Raw genomic sequence first — 20,239 nt, forward strand, 5'->3', positions numbered from 1 at the left:
TTATTAGAATTTATCCTTGCAATTATTGATATTTCAGTAAGGAGATAAAATTTTTAATAATACTTTATGTTACTTTTTTACTCAAATATTTAAAAACAATTTTACTTTGTTTTCTTTAGCTTTTTTGATAACTACTCTAAAATTTTTAAATTTTATTAAATAGTATTTTCTTTTAAAATCGTGCTTCGTAAGAAAATTAATATTTTTATGTAGAAAAATATTTACATTTTTAGCTTAAGTTTTTTGAAATTTTTGTAAATGTAAATCAGTTGTAAATAAGTTTTACAAGGTTAATATCAATTAAATTTGTTTTAAATCTTTAAAGGAGAAAGAATGAATCGACGAGAATTCATAAAAAGTGCTGCGGCTAGTGCTGCTTGTGCTAGTGCTGGTATAGCTGTACCAAGCTCGCTAAGTGCAGCAAACGAAGCTGAAAAAGGCTGGCGCTGGGATAAGGCCGCTTGTAGGTTTTGTGGGACAGGCTGTGGCATCATGGTCGCCACAAAAGAAGGCAAGATAGTAGCTGTAAAAGGAGATCCAGAAGCACCAGTAAATCGTGGTCTAAACTGCATTAAAGGCTATTTTAATGCTAAGATCATGTACGGCGAGGATAGGATCACTCATCCGCTTTTACGTGTAAATGAAAAAGGCGAATTTGATAAAAAAGGTAAATTTAAGCAAGTAAGCTGGAAGCAAGCATTTGATGTTATGGAGGCTCAGTTTAGAAAAGCATATGATGAGCTAGGACCTCATGGTATCGGAGTTCTAGGTTCTGGTCAATATACAATTCCAGAAGGTTACGCTGCTGTTAAACTTATAAAAGGTGGCTTTAGAAGCAATAGCATCGATCCAAACGCAAGACACTGCATGGCAAGTGCGGTTGTTGGCTTTATGCAAGTTTTTGGCATAGACGAGCCATCAGGCTGTTTTGATGATATCGAACTAACTGATACTATCGTGGCTTGGGGCGCAAATATGGCCGAGATGCACCCGATACTTTGGGCACGCGTAAGCGATAGAAAGCTTAGCGATCCTGATAGAGTAAAGGTCGTAAATTTAAGCACCTACTCAACTAGAACATCAAATTTAGCTGACATCGAGATCATCTTTGCTCCGTCATCTGACCTTGCTATCTGGAACTACATCGCTCGCGAGATAGTTTATAACCACCCAGAGATGATCGATGAAGAATTTGTTAAAAAACACTGTGTATTTACAACTGGTCCAGCCGATATCGGATATGGTCTTCGTCCAGACATTAATCATAAAAAATATGCTCCAAGCGAGCTAGACACTGCTGCTACTGAGAAGTCAAAGGTGCTAAGTGAAGCTGAGGGTGTTACGCTTTCTTATCTTGGACTAAAAGCTGGCGATACGCTAGAAAATAAAAATGCTGCAAAATCTGGCGCACATTGGCAAATAACATTTGAAGAGTTTAAAAAAGCTCTTGCGCCTTACACACTTGACTTTACAGCAAAGGTGGCAAAGGGCGATCCAAACGAAGATATAGAAGAATTTAAGAAAAAACTAAAAGTACTTGCTGATCTTTACATCGAGAAAAACCGCAAAGTCGTAAGTTTTTGGACGATGGGCTTTAACCAACACCAACGTGGTACATGGGTAAATGAGCAAGCTTATATGGTTCATTTCTTGCTTGGTAAACAAGCACTTCCAGGCTCAGGAGCGTTTTCTCTAACTGGCCAACCAAGTGCGTGTGGAACTGCAAGAGAGGTTGGAACATTTGTTCACCGCTTACCAGCTGACATGGTTATCGAAAATCCAAAACATAGAGAGATAACTGAAAAAATTTGGAAACTTCCTGCTGGAACACTAAGTGGCGTACTCGCTTCTCACTACGTAAAAATGATGCGTGATCTTGAAGATGGTAAGGTTAAATTTATATGGGTTCAAGTAAATAATCCATGGCAAAATACTGCAAATGCAAACCACTGGATCAAAGCAGCTCGTGAGATGGACAATTTCATCGTTGTAAGCGATCCTTATCCAGGAATTTCTGCAAAAGTGGCTGATCTTATCCTCCCAACTGCGATGATCTATGAAAAATGGGGTGCTTACGGTAACGCTGAGAGAAGAACACAACACTGGAGACAGCAAGTACTTCCTGTTGGTGAAGCGATGCCTGATATTTGGCAAATGATGGAATTTAGCAAGCGCTTTAAGCTAAAAGATGTTTGGGGTGAGAAAAAAGTAAATGATAAAGTGACACTTCCAAATGTGCTTGATGCTGCAAAAGCTATGGGATATAGCGAAGAAGATACGCTATTTGATGTACTTTTTGCTAACGAAGAGGCTAAGAAATTTAGTGCAAACGATCCTATTATGGAAAACTACGACAATACAGAAGTGTTTGGTGATAGCAGAAAAGTGATCGGCTCAGATGGTAAAGAATTTAAAGGATATGGATTTTTCGTCCACAAATATCTTTGGGAAGAGTATAGAAAATTTGGCGTTGGACATGGTCACGACCTAGCTGACTTTGACACTTACCACAGAGTAAGAGGTCTTAGATGGCCAGTTGTTGATGGTAAAGAGACTCAGTGGAGATTTAATACTAAATTCGATCCATATGCTAAAAAAGCTGCTCCAAATGAGAAATTTGCATTCTACGGCAACAAAAATGCAGCACTTCCAACAGGTGATCTAAAAGGCGTACAAAATAAAGAGAAAACATCTCTTGCGAACAAAGCAAAAATTTTCTTCCGCCCTTACATGGATCCATGCGAGATGCCAAGCAAAGATTATCCATTCTGGCTATGTACTGGTCGTGTGCTAGAGCACTGGCATACAGGTACGATGACTATGCGTGTTCCTGAGCTTTATAGAGCTGTTCCAGAGGCGCTTTGCTATATGCACGAAGATGACGCTAAAAAACTTGGCGTGCTTCAAAATGAGGTCGTTTGGGTCGAATCACGCCGTGGCAAGGTAAAAGCAAGAGTCGATCTAAAAGGTAGAAATAAGCCGCCACTAGGACTTGTTTATGTGCCTTTCTTTGATGAAAACGTTTATATAAATAAAGTATGTCTTGACGCTACTTGCCCAATCTCAAAAGAGACTGACTATAAAAAGTGTGCGGTTAAAATTTATAAGGCGTAAATATGGCTGATATGGAATTTTCAAGTAGGCGAGAGGCTTTAAAATTTGGAGCTAAGGCAGCGATTTTAGCACTTAGTGGAGGCTTTATATGGTCGCTTAGCGCCAAAGCTTCGCCGCTCATGCTTCTTAGACCCCCTGGTGCAAAAAATGAAAAGCAGTTTTTAGAAAGCTGCATTAGATGTGGACTTTGTGTCGAGGCATGTCCATTTGACACACTCAAACTTGCCTCTCTAGGAGATGGTGTAAGTATTGGAACGCCTTATTTTGAGCCTAGAAAAATTCCTTGCTATATGTGCGAAAATATTCCTTGTGTGCCAGTTTGCCCAACTGGCGCCTTGGATGTAAATTTGGTAAGCACAAACGATAAACTCGATATAAATAAGGCCAAGATGGGCGTTGCAGTGGTAGACATGAAAAACTGTGTGGCCTATTGGGGCATACAGTGTGATGCTTGTTATAGGGCCTGTCCACTTCTAGATAAGGCTTTATATCTAGAGTATCGCCGTAACGAAAGAACACAAAAGCATGCCTTTTTACTTCCAGTGGTTGATAGTGATATCTGTACTGGGTGCGGTGTTTGTGAGCGAGCCTGTATCACCAAAAAAGCGGCTATTACCGTGTTAAACCGCGATGCGGTGCTTGGCAAAGTAGGCGATAACTACGTCAAAGGCTGGATAAAAGAAGATGAAAGACGCATAGATGATGCAGACAGCAAAATAAAGCTTGACATTAAAAAAGCGACTGATTATCTAAATGGTGGTGAGCTATGAAATTTTTAATCTTAAGACGAATAACTCAAATTTCTATCCTAGCACTATTTATCCTAGGAAATTTTTATGGAGTTAAGATACTTAGCGGAAATTTAAGCTCATCTTGGCTTTTTGGAAAAATTCCACTAAGCGATCCATTTGCTTTGGTTCAAATTTTACTTGCAAGCTTTAGCGCTGGCATAAATGCAATTATTGGAGCTGGCATTATCTTTGCATTTTATGCACTGGTTGCTCCAAGAGCGTTTTGTTCGTGGATATGCCCAATAAATTTACTAACCGATATCGCTTTTAAACTAAGAGAGAAATTTGGCTTTAAGGGCGAAAAAGTCTTAAATGTGAGTAAAAATTTACGTTATTACTTGCTGGCTCTTGCTCTTATATTAAGCCTTGCTTTATCTTATCCAGTATTTGAGAGCGTTAGCTATATTGGCATTATTCAGCGTGGCATTATTTACGGCTCAGCTAGTGCTTTAGGTATAGCGGTTGCGATCATTGCTTTTGATATGTTTGTGTTAAAGCGTGGTATTTGTTCGCACGTTTGTCCGCTTGGTGCCTTTTACGCCATCATCTCAAAATTTGCCCTAATTAGAGTAAAACATGATGCCCAGGTTTGCACAAAATGCATGAAATGCAAGCTTGTTTGTCCAGAAGTGCAAGTGCTTGACATGATCGGTAAAGAGAGCCGCTCGGTTAGCTCAAGCGAGTGCATAAGCTGTGGCAGGTGTATTGATGTTTGTGGAGACAGGGCTTTGAAATTTAGTATTAGAAATTTAAGGAGAGAAAAATGAAAATAAAAATAATGATGCTTGGAGGATTGTGCGCTGCGTTTTTTGCGGCATGTACTTTTAATAATCCAAGTATTAGTGATTCGCAAATCGGCTTTAGAAATATCGATTTGCTAGACGATAAAGACGTTGTATTAAAATATGTGAACTACACAAAAGAGCCAGCTGGTATGTCAAAGAAATTTGATAGGTCTTTTGAAAATGCACCGCCATTTATTCCGCACGATACTGAGGGTTTAGTGCCTATCACAAAGGATATGAATATGTGCGTAACCTGCCATATGCCAGAGTTTGCAAAAGATAGTGGAGCAACACCGATACCATCATCTCACCTTTATGACATCAGAAATAAAAAAGATCTTGCAGGCAAGCTTGATGATGAAAGATATAACTGCACAACATGCCACGTTGAGCAACAAACTGGCTTAACTCAGCTAGTCGGTAATAAATTTAAGCCTGACTTTAGAGATAAAAACGGTACTCATAAGTCAAACTTGCTAGATGTTTTAAACGATGGTGTTAAATAATGCAAAGCAGGCGAGAGCTTTTTAGTAAAATTTTGGGGGCAAAATCTGCTCCCAAATTTATAACTCCGCCATTTTTTAGCGGTGAGTTTGACTGCGATGGATGTGATGCTAGCTGCGTAAATGCTTGTGAAAAAGAGCTTCTTAGCTTTGAAAATGAAAGGGTAGTTTTTAAAGTTAAAAAGCTGGGCTGTGACTTTTGCGAAGAGTGCGCAAAGGCTTGTGAGAGTCTTGGTAAAAAGACATTAAGCTTAAACTCACCAAAGAGTATAAATGCAAAAGTTAGCATCGATGTTTCTAGCTGTCTAGCATGGAACGATACAATCTGCTACAACTGCCTTGATGCTTGCAAATTTAAAGCAGTCGAATTTCTTGGTGTTTTTAGACCTATTGTTAATCAAAACTGCGTAAGTTGCGGCGAGTGCTTTGATGTTTGCTTTAAAAATTCACTTCAAATGGAGGCCTTATGAGAGCTTTGTTTTTTATTTTTTGTCTATTAAATTTTATCTTTGCAAGCGAGATCACCACTCCATACAAGCAAATAGAGGCTAGTGCAAATGTCCTAAGTACAACGCTAATAAATGGCAAACTCTTTATTGCAACTGATGGAGGGACGGTTGAAATTTATGATCCTAAAGAAGATAAATTTGAAGAGATAATAAAAATAGAAGATATAAAAACATACGTTAGCGATCATGAAAGACCAAAAATTTTAAACGTTGATGAGTTAAATGGCAAGATACTCATCCTAAGTGAGGGTGACTATGCTACAAAGGTGCTTTATATAAGAGAAAATGGGCAGATGAAAAGCATAAAAATACCAAATCAAGCGACAAAAAAGGCATTATTTTTAGATGACGAGCGTATTGCACTTGCTTCAATCAGTAATGAAATTTACTTTTTAAACTTAAAAAGTGGTGAAATTTATGATAGCTTTAAAATTTCAATTGCGATGCTTTCAGATATGGAGATAAATGAAGATAGAAGCACTCTAGCTATCGCTTGCGAGAGTGGGAAGGTCTACTTTTATAACATAAAAGCTAAAAAAATGGATCAAATTTTAGACATTCATACAGATAATATATACGACATCTCCTATAAAAATGGTGTCATGATCAGCGGAGGTACCGACAGGATCGTGGGGATATTTTCAGATGGAAGCCTAAAAAAGATAAATACCGGCTTTTTAGTCTATGGTGTCGGCCTTAGCGATGATGGTAGAGTGGCGGCTTATATGAGTGATGAGATGAGCGATGTAAATTTAGTTGATAGCAAAAGCTTAGAAAATATCGCAATGCTAAAAACTGGACAAAGCACGATAAATAGCATAGTTTTTATAAGTGATAACGAAGTCGTAACTTCAGCCTATGAGAATAAAATTTTGTTTTGGAGAATTAAATGAATATTTCAAGTTTAATAGTTTATACGGACAATAAAAATGAAAGTGTAAAAAACGAAATAAAAAAGCTAAAAGAGTGTGAAATAATAACCGATGCAGACGATAGAATCGTAGTGGTAGTTAGCTCAGATAGTATTGAAGATGAGATAAAAAATTTTAAAAAGATAGAAGCTATCAGTGGAGTAGTGAGTGTTGCGATGGTTTACAGCTATCAAGAAGATGCCGAAGAAAATAGGAAAAAGCTAGAAGAAAATGGCAAGATAAGTGAAATTTTAACAAGTGATGAGGTAAAGGCTGAGGATATTACTTATGGCGGCAGCGTGCATCATAGAGTGAAATAGCAAAACCAAATTTCCGGCTTTTGCATTATCATTAAAATTCATAGTGCAAAAGCCTACTTTTCGTACAGATCTTCTTAATAAATTCATTGCTAGTACTGCTTATATTTAATTAATTTTGTTTGGTTTGTAGATTAAATTTATGTTCAAGGGTTAATAGATTTTGGGTGAAAAAATCACTCAGCGAGCATTAAAATCAAAAACATAACAAGTGAATTAATTTTAGTTTAGAAGATCTTGAGATGATATTTGCATAAAGAATTTTAGTAGGCCATTTTGGCTTACTAAAATTTCCAGCCTAAGGTCTATCTTTGATCAAATTTAATAAATTTTCTCCAATGTTTTCATTTGTTAGATTTGAAATTTCTTTATAAAAATTTCCTTTTTTGTCTATTAAATATATTGAAGAGCTGTGAGCAACAGAATAGCCCATGGCTGAGTTTTCAAGACGGACTTTTTGAAATTTTACACCATAGGTTTTTGCCACTTCTTTTAAGGCATTTAGTTTTAATCCATCGGCATCTTTGTAGAAATTTTTTGCCATTAGAGTTAAATTTTCAGGAGTGTCGCGTTCAGGATCAAGCGTAATAAAAAGTAGCTCAAAGTCATCTCTTTTTAATTTATTTAGCTCATCACCAATCAAAGAGAGTGCAGTAGGGCAGACATCGGGGCAAAAAAGATAACCAAAATATATAACTTTGTACTTTCCGTCGTAATTTTTAAGACTTACTTCACCATTTTGTGAAAGTGCCTTAAAATCATACTTGTTTGGCTTTATCAGCAAAAGTGCAACACCTATACAAATTAAGATTATTATTAAGCCCCAAAATGCCTTTTTCATCGTTACCCTCTATAATTTTAGATCAAGATCTACAAAAAAACCAGTTTCTTTTTCGTCATCAAGCACTTTAAATCTATATCTCATAAGCTCGACAACGCAAGCACTTAGCACTACTTGAGCAGTTAAGTTATCACCTCTTGGCTCAAGTCTTGCTTTGATTGATCCCATATTCATATTTATGCCATCTATCTCAAGACTAGGATTTTTTAGCCCTAAATTTTTACCGTTAATGATTTTAAAGCTAAAAGGCCTCATAGCATAAATAGGTCTTGGTGAGATGTCTATTTTTAGCTTTACGCCTTTAAATTCCATCTCACAAGATTTATTGTTTAGATCACATCTTAAAGGATCTAGCGATGTGTTTACATCGGCAAATTCAGGTGGGTCTTCTTTACTTGTTGTCATAAGCTTATAGCCTATCGAAAAAGCACCTAGAACAATAAAGATAAATGAAAAAATAATTATGATTTTTTTCATTATTTAAAGTTTTTAGTTACTCCGATATTATCAAGCTTTATGCTCTCGCCATTGCTAAATTTTAGCTCTAAATCAACTTTATCACCATCTTTTAATGGTTTATTTAGATCCATAAGCATAATGTGTAGACCGCCAGGAGCTAGTTTTGTTTCGCCATTTTTTGGGATCACTGCATCTTCGATTTGAACCATAGCCATCATGCCATCATTCATTTTGTGTGTATGAATTTCTGTACTTTTGCAAACGCTTGAGTGAGCACCAATAAGCTTTACATCAGAATTTGAAGCATTTTTTATATCCATAAAAATTGCACTGTTGTTTGTGCCAGGTTTTGTATCTCTAGCTCTAACATTCTCTAGGCTGATATCAGCCGCCATAAGAGCAGAAGCTGCAAACATCGCACCAAAAACGATTTTTTTCATATTTTTCCTTTGTGATAAAATTAATAATGGTTTTCACATTATACATTTAGAACTACTTAATTTACCTTTAAAATCTAAAAATATAAATTTTTTAGGATATAATTACGGACTAAATTTTACTTTTTGGGATATTTCACTTGAAAAAAATTATATTTTTCTTCATCGCGTTATCGCCTTGTCTTTTTGCCCAAAATTACGAAGAAATTTACTTAAAAAATGGCTCAGCTGCTGTTATTGATGCCATTGAAAAAAATATTTTAAGTAAGGATTACTGGCTAAAAAAACTTGAGGGCAAGGATATAAGATATGGATATTATGACAACGAGATACTTCTAAGTGTAGTTGATAAAACTAAAAAGAAGCTTGAAGTGATCTCTTATAATGGCGGCATTACAAAAAAGCTTTTTAGCTCAAGCGTTATAGTTGGCAAAAATGGCGATAAGCTTCTTGAAGGCGATCTAAAAACACCGGTTGGAGTATATCAGCTTACACGTAGATTTACGCCAAATGATAGATATCTTGGCCCACTTGCATTTTCGCTTTCATACCCAAATTTGCTTGATAAGCTTGCAAAACGAAATGGTGGTGGTATTTGGATACATGGCTATCCGCTTGATGGTCAAAGGACAGATGAGCTAAAAACAAAAGGCTGCGTGGCTATGCAAAATGATACTTTGATGAAATTTGATGATGTAGTGGATCACAAAAAAACACTTGCATTTATCTACGAAGATAAGCGTCCGGAAGCTAGTGCAAAAGATATAGCAGTGATTATTTCTGGGCTTTTGGGCTGGAAAAAGACATGGAGCGAGAGCGACATTGAAAACTATCTTAAATTTTACGATAAAAACTTTGAGCGATACGATGGCATGAGCTTGGAAAAATTTAAAAGTATGAAGCGGGCTATTTTTTCTAAAAAAGAGAAAAAACGCATTTCTTTTTCAAATTTTCTCATCACGCCTTATCCAAATCTTAAAAACGATAGGCTTTTTCGTGTAAGTTTTTATGAGGATTATGTTTCAGATACACATAAATTTGCTGGGCAAAAGACGCTTTATGTGAAGCTTTATAACGATGATATGAAAATTTTTATAGAGGAGTAAAAGTGGAAAAATCTCAAGAAGTAAAAGAAAAAATCGAAAAAATTTTAGAGGCAAGAGCTGCTTTTTTTGCTGAGCTTGACCGCCAAGTTCCAAAGAAAGATGGTACTGATGTTTTTGATTTTAGCAAAGTAAAAGAGGCTGACCTGAAAGAAATTTACGCTAAATTTTATGCATTTGATTACAATGTAAGAAAACTTTTACCGGATGTTTATACTGCTTTTAATGTGAATTTTAATGTCTGAAATACGCCTGAATAAAGCTTCATATATTCATAACCTCACTCAAATTTGTGCTAAAGCTGGTGGCAAAGAGAAAGTAATAGTTGTGTTAAAAGACAATGCTTATGGCCATGGCGCAAGGCTTATTGCTAGTGAGGCTAAAAAATTTGGCATAGAAATTTGTGCTGTAAAAAGCGAGTTTGAGGCAGATGAAATTTCTGACATATTTGAAAATATTCTCATTCTCTCACATATCCCAACCGGAAATGAAAGCAGTAAATTTATCTATGCGATAAACGATACAGAGGCACTTTTGAAGATAAAAGATGGCTCAAAAATCAACCTTGCAATCGATACTGGCATGCATAGAAATGGGCTTGATATTAGTGAGCTTGATTACGCCTTTGAAATTTTAACAAGAAGGAATTTAGAGCTTCTTGGAGCTTATACACATTTTCGTGCAAGTGATGAGCTAAATGCTGATTATTTTGTGCAAAGAGAAAATTTTAGGGCTGCAAAAGAGAAAATTTTAGCTCTTTGCGATGAGTTTGGTATAAAAAAACCAATCTTTCACTCTCACAACTCAGCTGCGCTTGAAAGAGCAAGTGAAATCGATGATGATATGGTGCGTGTTGGCATCGCTCAGTATGGATATGCTCAGTTTGGTGATAGTTTGGGCTTAAAGCCAGTACTTTCACTATGGGCAAAAAGAGTTAGTAAGCGCATTTTAAAAAGTGGTCAAGGTGTTGGATATGGTGCTAAATTTAGCGCAAAAGAAGATATAAATGTAGCCACTTATGATCTTGGATATGGTGATGGATTGCTAAGATACAATGGCTGTGGTGAGCTAAGACTTGCCAATAACGAGCCAATACTGGGCAAAATTTCTATGGATAGCTTTAGCTGTAAAGATAGTGGTGAGTGGATCTGTGTCTTTGAGGATGCAAATGTTTGGGCGAAATTTTTTAATACGATAAGTTATGACATTTTAGTAAAGCTCTCGCCAAACATCACTAGGAAATTTATATAAAGGAAATATGTGAAAAAGATCGTTTTATTAGCTCTTGCTAGCCTTGCTTTTGGTGTGCAAGAGAGTGAGTTTAAAATTTATGAGCAGATACTAAATCAGCTTGATACTAAGCAGATCCCAGCTTTTGTCGTCCAAACTGCAAAGCCAAATTTACCAAGCAGGGTCGATGAGATGATTACGCTAAAAGATGTGAGTAGTAGCGGGCTAAACATACACGGTGAGTTTGTTTTAAACGAGACCAAGACAAAGAGGATAAAAGGCTACAACAAGGCTCAAATTTTGGCTTTAAAAGATGAGTTTTATAAAAATGGAAAAGATGCGCTTTGTAACTCGGGTATGGCTAGAGCTGTGCTAAATCGTGGCATCACACTAAGTGGTAGTTACGGCTTTGAGGGTAGGCATTTTTTTGATATAAATTTGGATAAAAGTAGTTGCGAGTAGCCCTTTTTTTAATGTTTTTTTACTCGCTTGCCCTGGCTCTTACGCCAGATATGGCAGCGAAAAATCACGCAACTTACTACAAAAAAAAGCTCCCATTTATCTGTACGCCAACACTGATACTTAATGATATCTTAAATGTCGGTGATACGCTCATTTATAGATATGCCATCAAACACGCAAGAAAGCAAGAGATTAAAAGGCTTGAGGAGAAAGAGCTTTTGGAATTTATCGAAGCTATCAAAAAAGAGAATTTGCGAACTGCTTGCAAAGATAAAGAAATCTTAAATATGCTAAGTATTGGTGTTACCTTGGACGAGCTTTTTTATTCAGAAAATGGTGAGCTGATCTTTGAGTACACTATAGAAGATCGTGACTGTAAGAAATTGCAGTGAAATTTGGGGCTAAATTTCGTTTTTTTGGTTGTAAATTTGATATTTTTGTAAATTTTAAAATTTTATTTACTCACAAGAATCTACTACTGATTTTAAGCCTCGCAAAGCCTGCCACTAAAATCAGAGCCTAAATTACTCACTCATGAAATTTAAAATTTTTTTAAATTTATAAATTTAAAGCCAAAAAAGATGGTAAAAAGAAGAAATTTAGCCCAAATTTTACTAGAACTAAATTTTCTACATGCCCCTTTTTATCTCTTGTTCAAGTCTTTCAAGCTCAGCGATCCTATCGCTAGTGCTTGGATGCGTTCTAAAAAGTACGCTAAGCTTGTTGTTTAACGAACCAAATGGATTTACGATAAACATATGAGCACTTTGCTCGCTCGCGTTTTGCATAACGTAAGAATTTGAGTAGCTCTCAAGCTTTTTTAAAGCACTTGCAAGCCACTCTGGGTGTCCTGTTAGATAGGCTGCGCCCTTGTCCGCCTTATACTCGCGCTCCCTTGAGATCGCCATTTGTATGATTGTGGCAGCTATTGGCATGAGTATAGCAAGTGCTAGCATAACGATGCCATTACCACCACCTCTTCTTGAACCGCTGCTTTGCCCAGCAATACCGCCAACTTTAGCAAAATTTGCAAGCATTGCGATAGCGCCAGCTAGTATGGCAGCGATTGAGCCAGTTAGGATGTCGTAGTGCCTTACGTGGCTTAGCTCGTGAGCTAGCACGCCTTCGATCTCGTTTTCATTTAAAATTTTTAAAAGCCCCTCAGTGACCGCGACAGCTGCGTGGCTTGGGTTTCTGCCTGTGGCAAAGGCGTTTGGTACCTCTTCTGGGATGATGTAAATTTTTGGCATAGGCAAATTTGCCTTTTGTGTGAGGCGAGATACGATCTCATAAAGCCCTTGAGCGTTACTCTCATCGACTGCGATAGCGTTATATCTTTTAAGCACCAGAGTATCACTAAAAAAATATGAAAAGATATTTGTGCCAGCCGCTATCAAAAAGGCGATCATCATGCCATGCTCGCCTCCAATATATCCGCCAACAGCGATAAAAATCAGCATTAAAGTAACCATTAAAAAAGCAGTTTTAAAAATTTCCATTTTTGTCCTTATTCTTTTATAGCGTTTGGCAAGATCGCAGCGTCTATGTTAAATTTTGCAAGATGTGCTAGCTCGCTTTCATCTTTTATTAAAACAGCTATAAGTGCGTCAAATAGATAACTCTCAGCTATCTTTGCTAGATCTTTTGCAATGTCAATATCTGCAATAATAAATTTTGCTCCAGCGGCGTTTGCGATGATAGCTTCGTTGATGTCATTTGCGATGATGCTAAAGTTTGCTCCAGCTTCTAGCGCTCTTTTTATCAAATTTCTATTAAATTTAAAGAGATTTTGCCTGCCGCTTGAAATTTCATCTTCGCTTTTGCAAAGATATAATGGCTCAAATTTGATCAGCTCATCACCCAAAATTTTCATCTCTCACCCTTTATGCACTCTTTACAGATGTATTTTCCGTCCCTTAGCACCATTTGGTCGATGTCACTAAAGACACCGCATTTGCTGCACTCCTCGAAGTTACTGGTGCTTATCTTGTCGCTTTTTTTTCTATTTTTAAAAAATATGATGTAAATCACAACCAAAATCGCTATAAAAAGCAAGTATTTCAACGTATCTCCCCTCGGTTTTTGAGATTAAAATATATGTAGTTTCTATTTTTTTCATTGTAAATTTGCGCGTCTATGCCTGAAATTTCATCCATAACGCTTGAGCCCTTATAGATGAGAAATTTAGTGCTCTCATCATAAAATCCATCGCAAATTTTTATAAGCTCTTTTGTCTTGCTAAGCGCCCTTGAGGTGATGAGATCAGCTGTAAATTTATCTGCAAGCTCGATCTTTTGGCTATGAACTTCTAAATTTTGCAAGCCAAGCTCGATCTTAGCGTAGCTTAGAAATGACGACTTTTTGGCTATCGGCTCAAAAAGATGCCACTTAGTGCGCGGCATCGCAAGGGCTAAAAATATCGCTGGAAAGCCAGCCCCACTGCCCACATCGACCGCCGTTTTGGCACTTAGGTCAAAAATCTCAAGCGGTCTAATGCTATCAAGCACCTGCTCGCTTATATCTTTATAGTTGCTTAAGCTATGAACCTTGTTAAATCTAACAAAAATTTGAGCGTAAGCCTTTACTTTTTCCTCAAATTCAGCTGGCAAGCAAAGCTCATTTTTCATCACAGGATGTGCCCCATTTGCTCTTTTTTGACCTTTAAGTAGCCTTCGTTAAATTTATTTGGCTTGATGACTATAGGCACGCGTTTTACGATCTTTACTGAGCTTAGTCCGTGAAGTTTTAAAGGGTTGTTTGTGAGTAAATTTACCTCTTTTATGCCGTAGTGATTTAGGATAAAATCAACCACTTCGTAAGTCCTCTCATCAGCCTTAAAACCTAGCTGGTGATTGGCTTCTATCGTGTCAAAGCCCTTGTCTTGGAGGCTATAAGCGTTTATCTTGTTTAAAAGCCCGATATTTCTGCCCTCTTGGCGCAGGTAGATGACCATGCCACCATTTTCTTCGATATATTTTAGGCTAGCTTCGAGTTGGTCGCGGCAGTCGCACTTTAGGCTTCCGATCGCATCGCCAGTTAGGCATTCGGAGTGAATTCTAAGATTTACTACTTCGCTTAAAGGCTCTTTGTAGATCACAAGGTGCTCTTTTGCCCCTTCTTTGAAGGCTTGAACCTTATAAGTGCCAAATCTCGAGGGTAGATTTGCGGTGTTTGAAATTTCTATTTTCATTTTAAATTTACTCCAACTGTGCTAAACTAGCTAAAAATCACGCATTTTAACAAAGAAAAGGCAAAAATATGTTTAAACGTTTTAGAAGATTAAGAATAAATCCAGCTTTAAGAGATATGGTAAGAGAGACTAGCCTTAGCGTAAATGACTTTATCTATCCGCTCTTTGTAGTCGAGGGCAGGGGCGTTAAAAACGAGATCGCTTCGATGCCAGGCGTCTATCAAATGAGTATAGATGAAATTTTAAAAGAGTGCGAAGAGATAGTAAATTTAGGCATAAAATCGATCATTTTATTTGGCATACCAAGCCTAAAAGATAGCGTTGGCAGTGACGCACTAAGCAACGACGGCATCATCGCAACGACGCTTCGAGCCATAAAAGATAAATTTCCAAATTTAGTAGTCGTCACCGATCTTTGCTTTTGCGAATATACAGACCATGGCCACTGCGGCATAATCGACCACGTACATAACACCATCGACAACGACGCAACGCTTGAAATTTCAGCCAAACAAGCCTTGATACACGCTCAAAATGGCTCTGACATGATCGCACCAAGCGGTATGATGGATGGCATCATCGCAACGCTAAGAGAGACACTTGATAGCAATGGCTTTGAGAATTTACCAGTGATGGCTTACTCAACCAAATTTGCCTCAGCATACTACGGACCATTTCGCGACGTGGCGCAAAGCGCACCAAGCTTTGGCGATAGAAAGAGCTATCAAATGGACAGCGCAAACCGCTTGGAGGCGATCAATGAGAGCTTGCAAGACGAGGCGCAAGGCGCTGATATCTTGATGGTAAAGCCAGCGCTTGCCTATCTTGACATCGTTAGAGAGCTTAGAAATTTGACACTTCTGCCACTTTGCGTCTATAACGTAAGCGGCGAGTACGCACTGCTAAAAGCTGGCGCAAAAGCTGGTATCATCGATTACGAGCGTGTCATGATGGAGACATTAATCGGCTTTAAAAGAGCAGGGGCAAATTTGATCATCACCTATCACGCAAAAGAAGCGGCTAAAATTTTAAGGGGCTAAGATGAGGCACTTTTTGACGCTAAATGACTTTAGCAAAGATGAAATCGAGCAGATGATAAATTTAGCCCGCAAGATCAAAAAAGAGGCGAAGGCTAGAGAATTTAAGCCATATCTTAAAGACCAAAAGCTTGCGATGATATTTGAAAAAAGCTCAACCAGAACTAGAGTGAGCTTTGATGTGGGCATACATGAGCTTGGCGGATATGCGCTATTTTTAAGCAAAAATGATATACAAATAGGCCGCGGCGAGCCTATCCGTGACACCGCTAGAGTGATAAGCAGGATGTGCGACATGGCTATGCTAAGGGTCGATAAGCACGAGACACTAGAGGAATTTGCTAAATTTTCAAGCGTACCAGTGATAAACGGACTAAGTGATAAATTTCATCCAGTGCAGCTCATGGCGGACTATCTAACCATGCTTGAATTTGGTGCAGGCGAGAAGGTCGCATACGTAGGCGATGGCAACAACATGACTCACTCGTGGCTCATGCTAGCCAGCAAGCTTGGCCTTGAGCTAAGAGTAGCCACGCCAAAAGGCTACGAAGTGGATGCAGAAATTTTAAAGATGGCTAATGAAAACGCAAAAATTTCAGGTGCGAAAATTTTTATCACAAATGATATAAAAGAAGCGGTAAATGGTGCCGATGTAGTTACTACGGACACTTGGGTATCAATGGGGCAAGAGGCCGAGAAAGAAAAGAGGCTAAAGGACTTTGCTGGATACTGCGTGGATGAAAATTTGATGAGCTTAGCTAAAAAAGATTCGATATTTTTGCACTGCCTACCAGCTTATAGAGGCTATGAGGTGAGCGAAGCAGTTTTTGAGAAGCACTCAGATGAAATTTTTAGCGAGACTGAAAACAGACTCCATGCCCAAAAAGGCGTGATGGTCTGGCTGGATGAGAGAAGAAGATGAGCAAAGAGAAAAATATATATGATGAGATAGATGAGATCGGCAATAGCCTTGGGCTGAGTAGCCCTGAAAAGACGATCTTTGAGATAGTTTCAACCAAAAATCCAAATGAGCATATTTTAAATTTAAAAAGTGGCTCTTGGGACTCAAAAGAACCATGGTTTGGCATTGATGAAAATCAAAATTTACACACGGTAATCTCTGTAAAATCGCTTTCGGCTTTGATCGAGGCCTTAAAAGAGTCGCAAAAAGAAAATTTTGATCTAAGGCTTGAAAAGACGATCTGGCAAAACATTCCGATTGATTTTAGTGATGTTTGGGTGGTTGCTATGGATGAGATAAAAAAGATCGCAAGCGATAAAAAAAGTAGACAATTTAATATTGATCTTGACAAACTAGTAAAAAATATCAAAAAAGAGCACCCAAATTTATTTGTAGACATAAAAGAGGTGATTCAAATGGCAAGGAGTAGGGCAGATGATTGATTTTAGTGCTTATGTGAAGTATTCAAGGCCAGGGCCAAGATATACTAGCTATCCGACAGCACCAGAGTTTAGTGATAAATTTAGCTATGAGGCATATATAAAAGAGCTTGAAGGCCGTGATCTAAAGCGACCGCTTTCATTATATTTGCACTTGCCATTTTGCAGAAGTGCTTGTTATTTTTGCGGCTGTAACGTCATTTACACTAGCAAAGAGGACCGCAAAGAGAGATATATAAGATACATAGAAAAAGAGCTTGAAATTTTAGCTCACCACCTGGACACCAATGCCGAGGTCTTACAGATGCACTTTGGCGGCGGCACACCAACATTTTATAATGCTGCACAGCTTGATGAGATTATAAAACTAATCAAATCTAAATTTAAAAATTTCTCAAAAGAGGCTGAGATAAGCTGCGAGATAGATCCAAGATTTTTGACAAATGAGCAGCTTGATGTGCTCATATCTCACGGTTTTAACCGCATAAGCTACGGTGTGCAAGATTTTGATGAAAAAGTACAAAAAGAAATTCATAGAATTCAGCCCTATGAGATCACTCAAAATGCTGTAAAAATGGCTAGGCAAAAGGGCATAAAATCAATCAATATGGATCTAATCTATGGCCTGCCGTATCAAAGCCTAGAGAGCTTTAAAAAGACGCTTAAACTAGCCCTCACACTTGATCCTGATAGACTTGCAGTCTTTAACTATGCTCATGTACCTTGGATAAAAAAATCAATGCGTAAATTTGATGAAACCACATTGCCAAATCCTGAAGTAAAGCTTGAAATTTTAAAATTTACGGCTGAGTTTTTAACTAAAAATGGCTATAAAATGATAGGAATGGATCACTTTGCAAAGCCAAATGATGAGCTTTTTGGTGCTCTGGCAAATAGCACTTTGCATAGAAATTTTCAAGGTTATACGACAAAGGGTGGCGCTGATCTTATTGGTATAGGCGTGACAAGTATCGGTGAGTGCAAAAGGCACTATGCACAAAATCACAAAGATATGGGCGAGTATGAAAAAGCGATCGATAGTGGAAAGTTGCCATATGCAAAGGGAATTTATCTAAGTGATGAAGATTTGCTTAGAAAGAGTGTGATTATGAACTTAATGAGTAATTTTGGGCTTGATATCAAAGCCATCGAGAATGAATTCCATATAAATTTTTTTGAACACTTTAAGGAAGAGCTTGAGGAGCTTAAAAATTTAAGTGAATTTGTCAATGTTACAGCAGATAAAATCAGCATAAATGAAACTGGAACACTGATAATACGAAATATTGCAATGTGTTTTGATGAATATCTAAAGAAAATTCCCGAGAATTTAAGGCGTTTTTCTAAAACTATATAAAAATTATTTTTTTGTCATAAGATATTTAAAATGCATTTAATATTTCTTGGTGTATAATTCGCATTAAATTTTAAGTATAGACTTAATAATAAAAAAGGTAAAAGGATCTTAGTTATGAAAAAGATATTGGCAATTAGTGCTTTGGCAGCAACTGTACTGTCAGCTCAAGATGTTCCTTATAGGATTTTTCTAGCTTCATTTGCACAAGATGATAATCAGGCTAGAATCGACAGTGCTGTTAATAAAGTCAATAGCAAAATCTCTGACAGCAGACTAACTACAGGTATCTATGAGGTTGGTGGACGAAAATTTTTATATGTTGACACAACTCCAGTCTCTGAGGATGAAGCTAATAGTCTATTAGTTAAAGTTCAAAATGAATCAGGCTATAAGGATGCTTTAATGAGAGCAAAAGCACCTGTAGCTGATACTCAAATAACAAAAAAATCTAATATAGAACAAGCTATATCAACTGAAGTAAAACCAGTAGAACAAGTTGATGATGGAGTTTTGACTTTAGATCAAGTTATAAAGACTATTTTAAATGAAAATCCAAGTTTAAAAGCTACAGAATTTAACTATCTGCAAGTTGGTAAAGATCTAAAAATAGCAAAAAATGCCTATTATCCAACACTTGACGCTGCTGCTAGAGTGGGATATGAGAAAAAACGCCTTGATGATGGAGTTTCTACAAGAAGAGGAGATGGAAGAATTTCTGGCACATCTCTAACCTTGGTTGAAAATTTATACAATGGTGGCGCTGATAAAAATAGAATAAATTCTCAAAGTGCAAGGCTTGATTCAGCTGCTTATTCAGTAGCACAAGCTGCAGATAGACTTACATTAAATGCTACAAATGCTTACTTGCAAGTTCTTCAAACTAAGAGAATTTTAGATATTGAAGAAGAAAATGTAAAGAGTCATGAGGAAATTTATAGTCAAATTAAAGATAGAGCAAGATCAGGTTATGGCGTAGCTTCCGAAGAGAGACAAGCTGGATCACGCTATACTCTAGCTCAATCAAACTATACAGCTGCTAAAAATAACTATGAAGATGCACTTTCTACATTTGAGAAATTATATGGAAAAAAAGTTGCAGCTAAAAATTTAGTAATGCCTGAGTTTGGCCTTCCTTTGCCTAGCACAAAAGAGGCTGTTTATAACAAAGCAATTCTTTGCAATCCGTCACTTTTGGTTCAAAAATCAAATATTGCTATGGCAGAATCAGTTGTAAAAGAGAAAAATGCGCCTTTCTTACCAAAATTAGATCTTGTTGTATCTGGTGCGTATGATCATTCAAATGTTTTATATGACAATTATGAAGAACAAACATTTGACGCACTTTTAAGACTAAACTATAACCTTTACAATAAAGGTAATGATAAACTAGATAAAGAAAAAAGCCAACTTGCTGTTCAACAAGAGCAACAAACTTTAGATAATCTTGTAAGAGAGCTTAAAGAGTCTTTGGAATTTTCATGGCAAAATTATGTTCTTAACCAAGAAAAAATGGGATACCTAAATCAACACGTTGAATATGCTAAAGCTACACTTGATGCTTATCAGGATGAGTTTAGAATCGGTCGTCGTGATCTTATAAACTTACTTGATGCTGAAAATGAATATAACTCTGCGTTAAAAGAGATCGCTACAACTGAGACAGCACTATCTTATGCAAAATACAGACTGTTAGATAACATGGGAATGATCTCAGATAGCTTTGAACCAGGTTTTGCAAAGAGATACATTCAAGGTGCTTGCAGCATTCAAAACGATTTAAGATAAAAATGTA

General features: G+C 37.2%; 25 protein-coding genes. 17 read left to right on the forward strand and 8 right to left on the reverse strand.

Translation table 11 applies throughout. From position 1 onward, the window contains the following. Positions 1 to 333: 333 nt before the first annotated feature. Genes napA through CVT05_RS08305 form a run of 7 tightly spaced genes read left to right on the forward strand, consistent with a single transcriptional unit; the run spans position 334 to position 6,933 of the window. On the forward strand, positions 334 to 3,114 hold the full coding sequence (gene napA, locus CVT05_RS08275; protein WP_107698449.1) for a nitrate reductase catalytic subunit NapA: 2,781 nt from the start codon (positions 334 to 336) through the stop codon (positions 3,112 to 3,114). A gap of 2 nt (positions 3,115 to 3,116) precedes the next feature. After that, a complete protein-coding gene (gene napG, locus CVT05_RS08280; RefSeq protein WP_107698450.1) occupies positions 3,117 to 3,884 on the forward strand; it encodes a ferredoxin-type protein NapG in 768 nt (255 codons plus the stop codon). Next, positions 3,881 to 4,672 carry a quinol dehydrogenase ferredoxin subunit NapH gene (gene napH, locus CVT05_RS08285; RefSeq protein ID WP_107698451.1) on the forward strand — a complete coding sequence of 264 codons (792 nt, stop codon included), beginning with the start codon at positions 3,881 to 3,883 and terminating at the stop codon, positions 4,670 to 4,672. Before napG ends, napH begins: the two co-directional genes overlap by 4 nt. Continuing rightward, a complete protein-coding gene (locus CVT05_RS08290) occupies positions 4,669 to 5,196 on the forward strand; it encodes a nitrate reductase cytochrome c-type subunit (RefSeq protein ID WP_107698452.1) in 528 nt (175 codons plus the stop codon). The genes napH and CVT05_RS08290 overlap by 4 nt, the downstream gene beginning before the upstream one ends. Then, positions 5,196 to 5,663: a 4Fe-4S ferredoxin gene (locus CVT05_RS08295; protein ID WP_085657577.1), complete on the forward strand. Its 468-nt coding sequence runs from the start codon at positions 5,196 to 5,198 to the stop codon at positions 5,661 to 5,663. The genes CVT05_RS08290 and CVT05_RS08295 overlap by 1 nt, the downstream gene beginning before the upstream one ends. Then, positions 5,660 to 6,595, forward strand: a complete 936-nt coding sequence (locus CVT05_RS08300; RefSeq protein ID WP_107698453.1) for a WD40 repeat domain-containing protein — start codon at positions 5,660 to 5,662, stop codon at positions 6,593 to 6,595. Before CVT05_RS08295 ends, CVT05_RS08300 begins: the two co-directional genes overlap by 4 nt. Continuing rightward, the gene (locus CVT05_RS08305; protein ID WP_072594844.1) at positions 6,592 to 6,933 is read left to right on the forward strand and encodes a chaperone NapD; all 342 of its coding nucleotides are present in this window, start codon (positions 6,592 to 6,594) and stop codon (positions 6,931 to 6,933) included. Before CVT05_RS08300 ends, CVT05_RS08305 begins: the two co-directional genes overlap by 4 nt. 295 nt (positions 6,934 to 7,228) lie before the next feature. Here the strand turns inward: CVT05_RS08305 and CVT05_RS08310 are convergent, their stop codons facing one another. From CVT05_RS08310 to CVT05_RS08320, 3 genes are all read right to left on the reverse strand, one after another. After that, on the reverse strand, positions 7,229 to 7,771 hold the full coding sequence (locus CVT05_RS08310) for an SCO family protein (protein WP_054196383.1): 543 nt from the start codon (positions 7,769 to 7,771) through the stop codon (positions 7,229 to 7,231). Positions 7,772 to 7,780: 9 nt separating this feature from the next. Further along, positions 7,781 to 8,176 carry a hypothetical protein gene (locus CVT05_RS08315; RefSeq protein WP_199906747.1) on the reverse strand — a complete coding sequence of 132 codons (396 nt, stop codon included), beginning with the start codon at positions 8,174 to 8,176 and terminating at the stop codon, positions 7,781 to 7,783. A 71-nt stretch (positions 8,177 to 8,247) separates the two neighbouring features. Next, positions 8,248 to 8,670, reverse strand: coding sequence for a copper chaperone PCu(A)C (locus tag CVT05_RS08320; RefSeq protein ID WP_107698455.1), 423 nt, complete (start codon positions 8,668 to 8,670; stop codon positions 8,248 to 8,250). Between the two features lie 137 nt (positions 8,671 to 8,807). Between CVT05_RS08320 and CVT05_RS08325 the strand changes: the two genes are divergently transcribed. Genes CVT05_RS08325 through CVT05_RS08345 form a run of 5 tightly spaced genes read left to right on the forward strand, consistent with a single transcriptional unit; the run spans position 8,808 to position 11,854 of the window. Beyond that, entirely contained in the window at positions 8,808 to 9,773 is a 966-nt protein-coding gene (locus CVT05_RS08325; protein ID WP_107690951.1) for a L,D-transpeptidase family protein, read from the forward strand. A gap of 2 nt (positions 9,774 to 9,775) precedes the next feature. Continuing rightward, the gene (cmeU, locus tag CVT05_RS08330) at positions 9,776 to 10,015 is read left to right on the forward strand and encodes a CmeU family protein (protein WP_021091016.1); all 240 of its coding nucleotides are present in this window, start codon (positions 9,776 to 9,778) and stop codon (positions 10,013 to 10,015) included. Continuing rightward, positions 10,008 to 11,021, forward strand: a complete 1,014-nt coding sequence (locus CVT05_RS08335) for an alanine racemase (protein ID WP_107698456.1) — start codon at positions 10,008 to 10,010, stop codon at positions 11,019 to 11,021. The genes cmeU and CVT05_RS08335 overlap by 8 nt, the downstream gene beginning before the upstream one ends. Before the next feature lie 9 nt (positions 11,022 to 11,030). Next, a complete protein-coding gene (locus tag CVT05_RS08340) occupies positions 11,031 to 11,462 on the forward strand; it encodes a peptide deformylase (RefSeq protein ID WP_087584793.1) in 432 nt (143 codons plus the stop codon). Positions 11,463 to 11,473: 11 nt separating this feature from the next. Next, positions 11,474 to 11,854 carry a hypothetical protein gene (locus CVT05_RS08345; protein ID WP_199906748.1) on the forward strand — a complete coding sequence of 127 codons (381 nt, stop codon included), beginning with the start codon at positions 11,474 to 11,476 and terminating at the stop codon, positions 11,852 to 11,854. A 237-nt stretch (positions 11,855 to 12,091) separates the two neighbouring features. Here CVT05_RS08345 and htpX read toward each other — a convergent pair whose 3' ends face one another. From htpX to ribA, 5 genes are read right to left on the reverse strand one after another with little or no spacing between them, the layout of a single operon-like run. Further along, positions 12,092 to 12,961, reverse strand: a complete 870-nt coding sequence (gene htpX, locus CVT05_RS08350; RefSeq protein ID WP_107698458.1) for a zinc metalloprotease HtpX — start codon at positions 12,959 to 12,961, stop codon at positions 12,092 to 12,094. Between the two features lie 8 nt (positions 12,962 to 12,969). After that, positions 12,970 to 13,335 carry a hypothetical protein gene (locus tag CVT05_RS08355; RefSeq protein ID WP_107698459.1) on the reverse strand — a complete coding sequence of 122 codons (366 nt, stop codon included), beginning with the start codon at positions 13,333 to 13,335 and terminating at the stop codon, positions 12,970 to 12,972. Further along, positions 13,332 to 13,526, reverse strand: a complete 195-nt coding sequence (locus CVT05_RS08360) for a hypothetical protein (RefSeq protein ID WP_107698460.1) — start codon at positions 13,524 to 13,526, stop codon at positions 13,332 to 13,334. The genes CVT05_RS08355 and CVT05_RS08360 overlap by 4 nt, the downstream gene beginning before the upstream one ends. After that, positions 13,523 to 14,089, reverse strand: coding sequence for a 16S rRNA (guanine(527)-N(7))-methyltransferase RsmG (gene rsmG / locus CVT05_RS08365; protein WP_107698461.1), 567 nt, complete (start codon positions 14,087 to 14,089; stop codon positions 13,523 to 13,525). Before rsmG ends, CVT05_RS08360 begins: the two co-directional genes overlap by 4 nt. Further along, on the reverse strand, positions 14,089 to 14,652 hold the full coding sequence (gene ribA, locus CVT05_RS08370; protein ID WP_107698462.1) for a GTP cyclohydrolase II: 564 nt from the start codon (positions 14,650 to 14,652) through the stop codon (positions 14,089 to 14,091). The genes rsmG and ribA overlap by 1 nt, the downstream gene beginning before the upstream one ends. A gap of 68 nt (positions 14,653 to 14,720) precedes the next feature. Between ribA and hemB the strand changes: the two genes are divergently transcribed. The 5 genes from hemB to CVT05_RS08395 all read left to right on the forward strand — a co-directional run bounded on the left by hemB (position 14,721) and on the right by CVT05_RS08395 (position 20,232). Next, positions 14,721 to 15,692 (forward strand): porphobilinogen synthase, encoded by a 972-nt coding sequence (gene hemB / locus CVT05_RS08375; protein WP_107698463.1) that lies wholly within the window; start codon positions 14,721 to 14,723, stop codon positions 15,690 to 15,692. Between the two features lies 1 nt (position 15,693). Beyond that, the gene (gene argF, locus CVT05_RS08380; RefSeq protein ID WP_107698464.1) at positions 15,694 to 16,611 is read left to right on the forward strand and encodes an ornithine carbamoyltransferase; all 918 of its coding nucleotides are present in this window, start codon (positions 15,694 to 15,696) and stop codon (positions 16,609 to 16,611) included. Further along, entirely contained in the window at positions 16,608 to 17,093 is a 486-nt protein-coding gene (locus tag CVT05_RS08385) for a DUF2603 domain-containing protein (RefSeq protein WP_107698465.1), read from the forward strand. The genes argF and CVT05_RS08385 overlap by 4 nt, the downstream gene beginning before the upstream one ends. Continuing rightward, positions 17,086 to 18,447, forward strand: coding sequence for an oxygen-independent coproporphyrinogen III oxidase (gene hemN, locus CVT05_RS08390; RefSeq protein ID WP_107698466.1), 1,362 nt, complete (start codon positions 17,086 to 17,088; stop codon positions 18,445 to 18,447). The genes CVT05_RS08385 and hemN overlap by 8 nt, the downstream gene beginning before the upstream one ends. A 114-nt stretch (positions 18,448 to 18,561) precedes the next feature. Further along, entirely contained in the window at positions 18,562 to 20,232 is a 1,671-nt protein-coding gene (locus tag CVT05_RS08395; RefSeq protein WP_107698467.1) for a TolC family protein, read from the forward strand. Positions 20,233 to 20,239: the final 7 nt, after the last annotated feature.

Origin of the sequence: Campylobacter concisus, from assembly GCF_003049705.1 — a bacterium.
Taxonomy (GTDB): domain Bacteria; phylum Campylobacterota; class Campylobacteria; order Campylobacterales; family Campylobacteraceae; genus Campylobacter_A; species Campylobacter_A concisus_AR.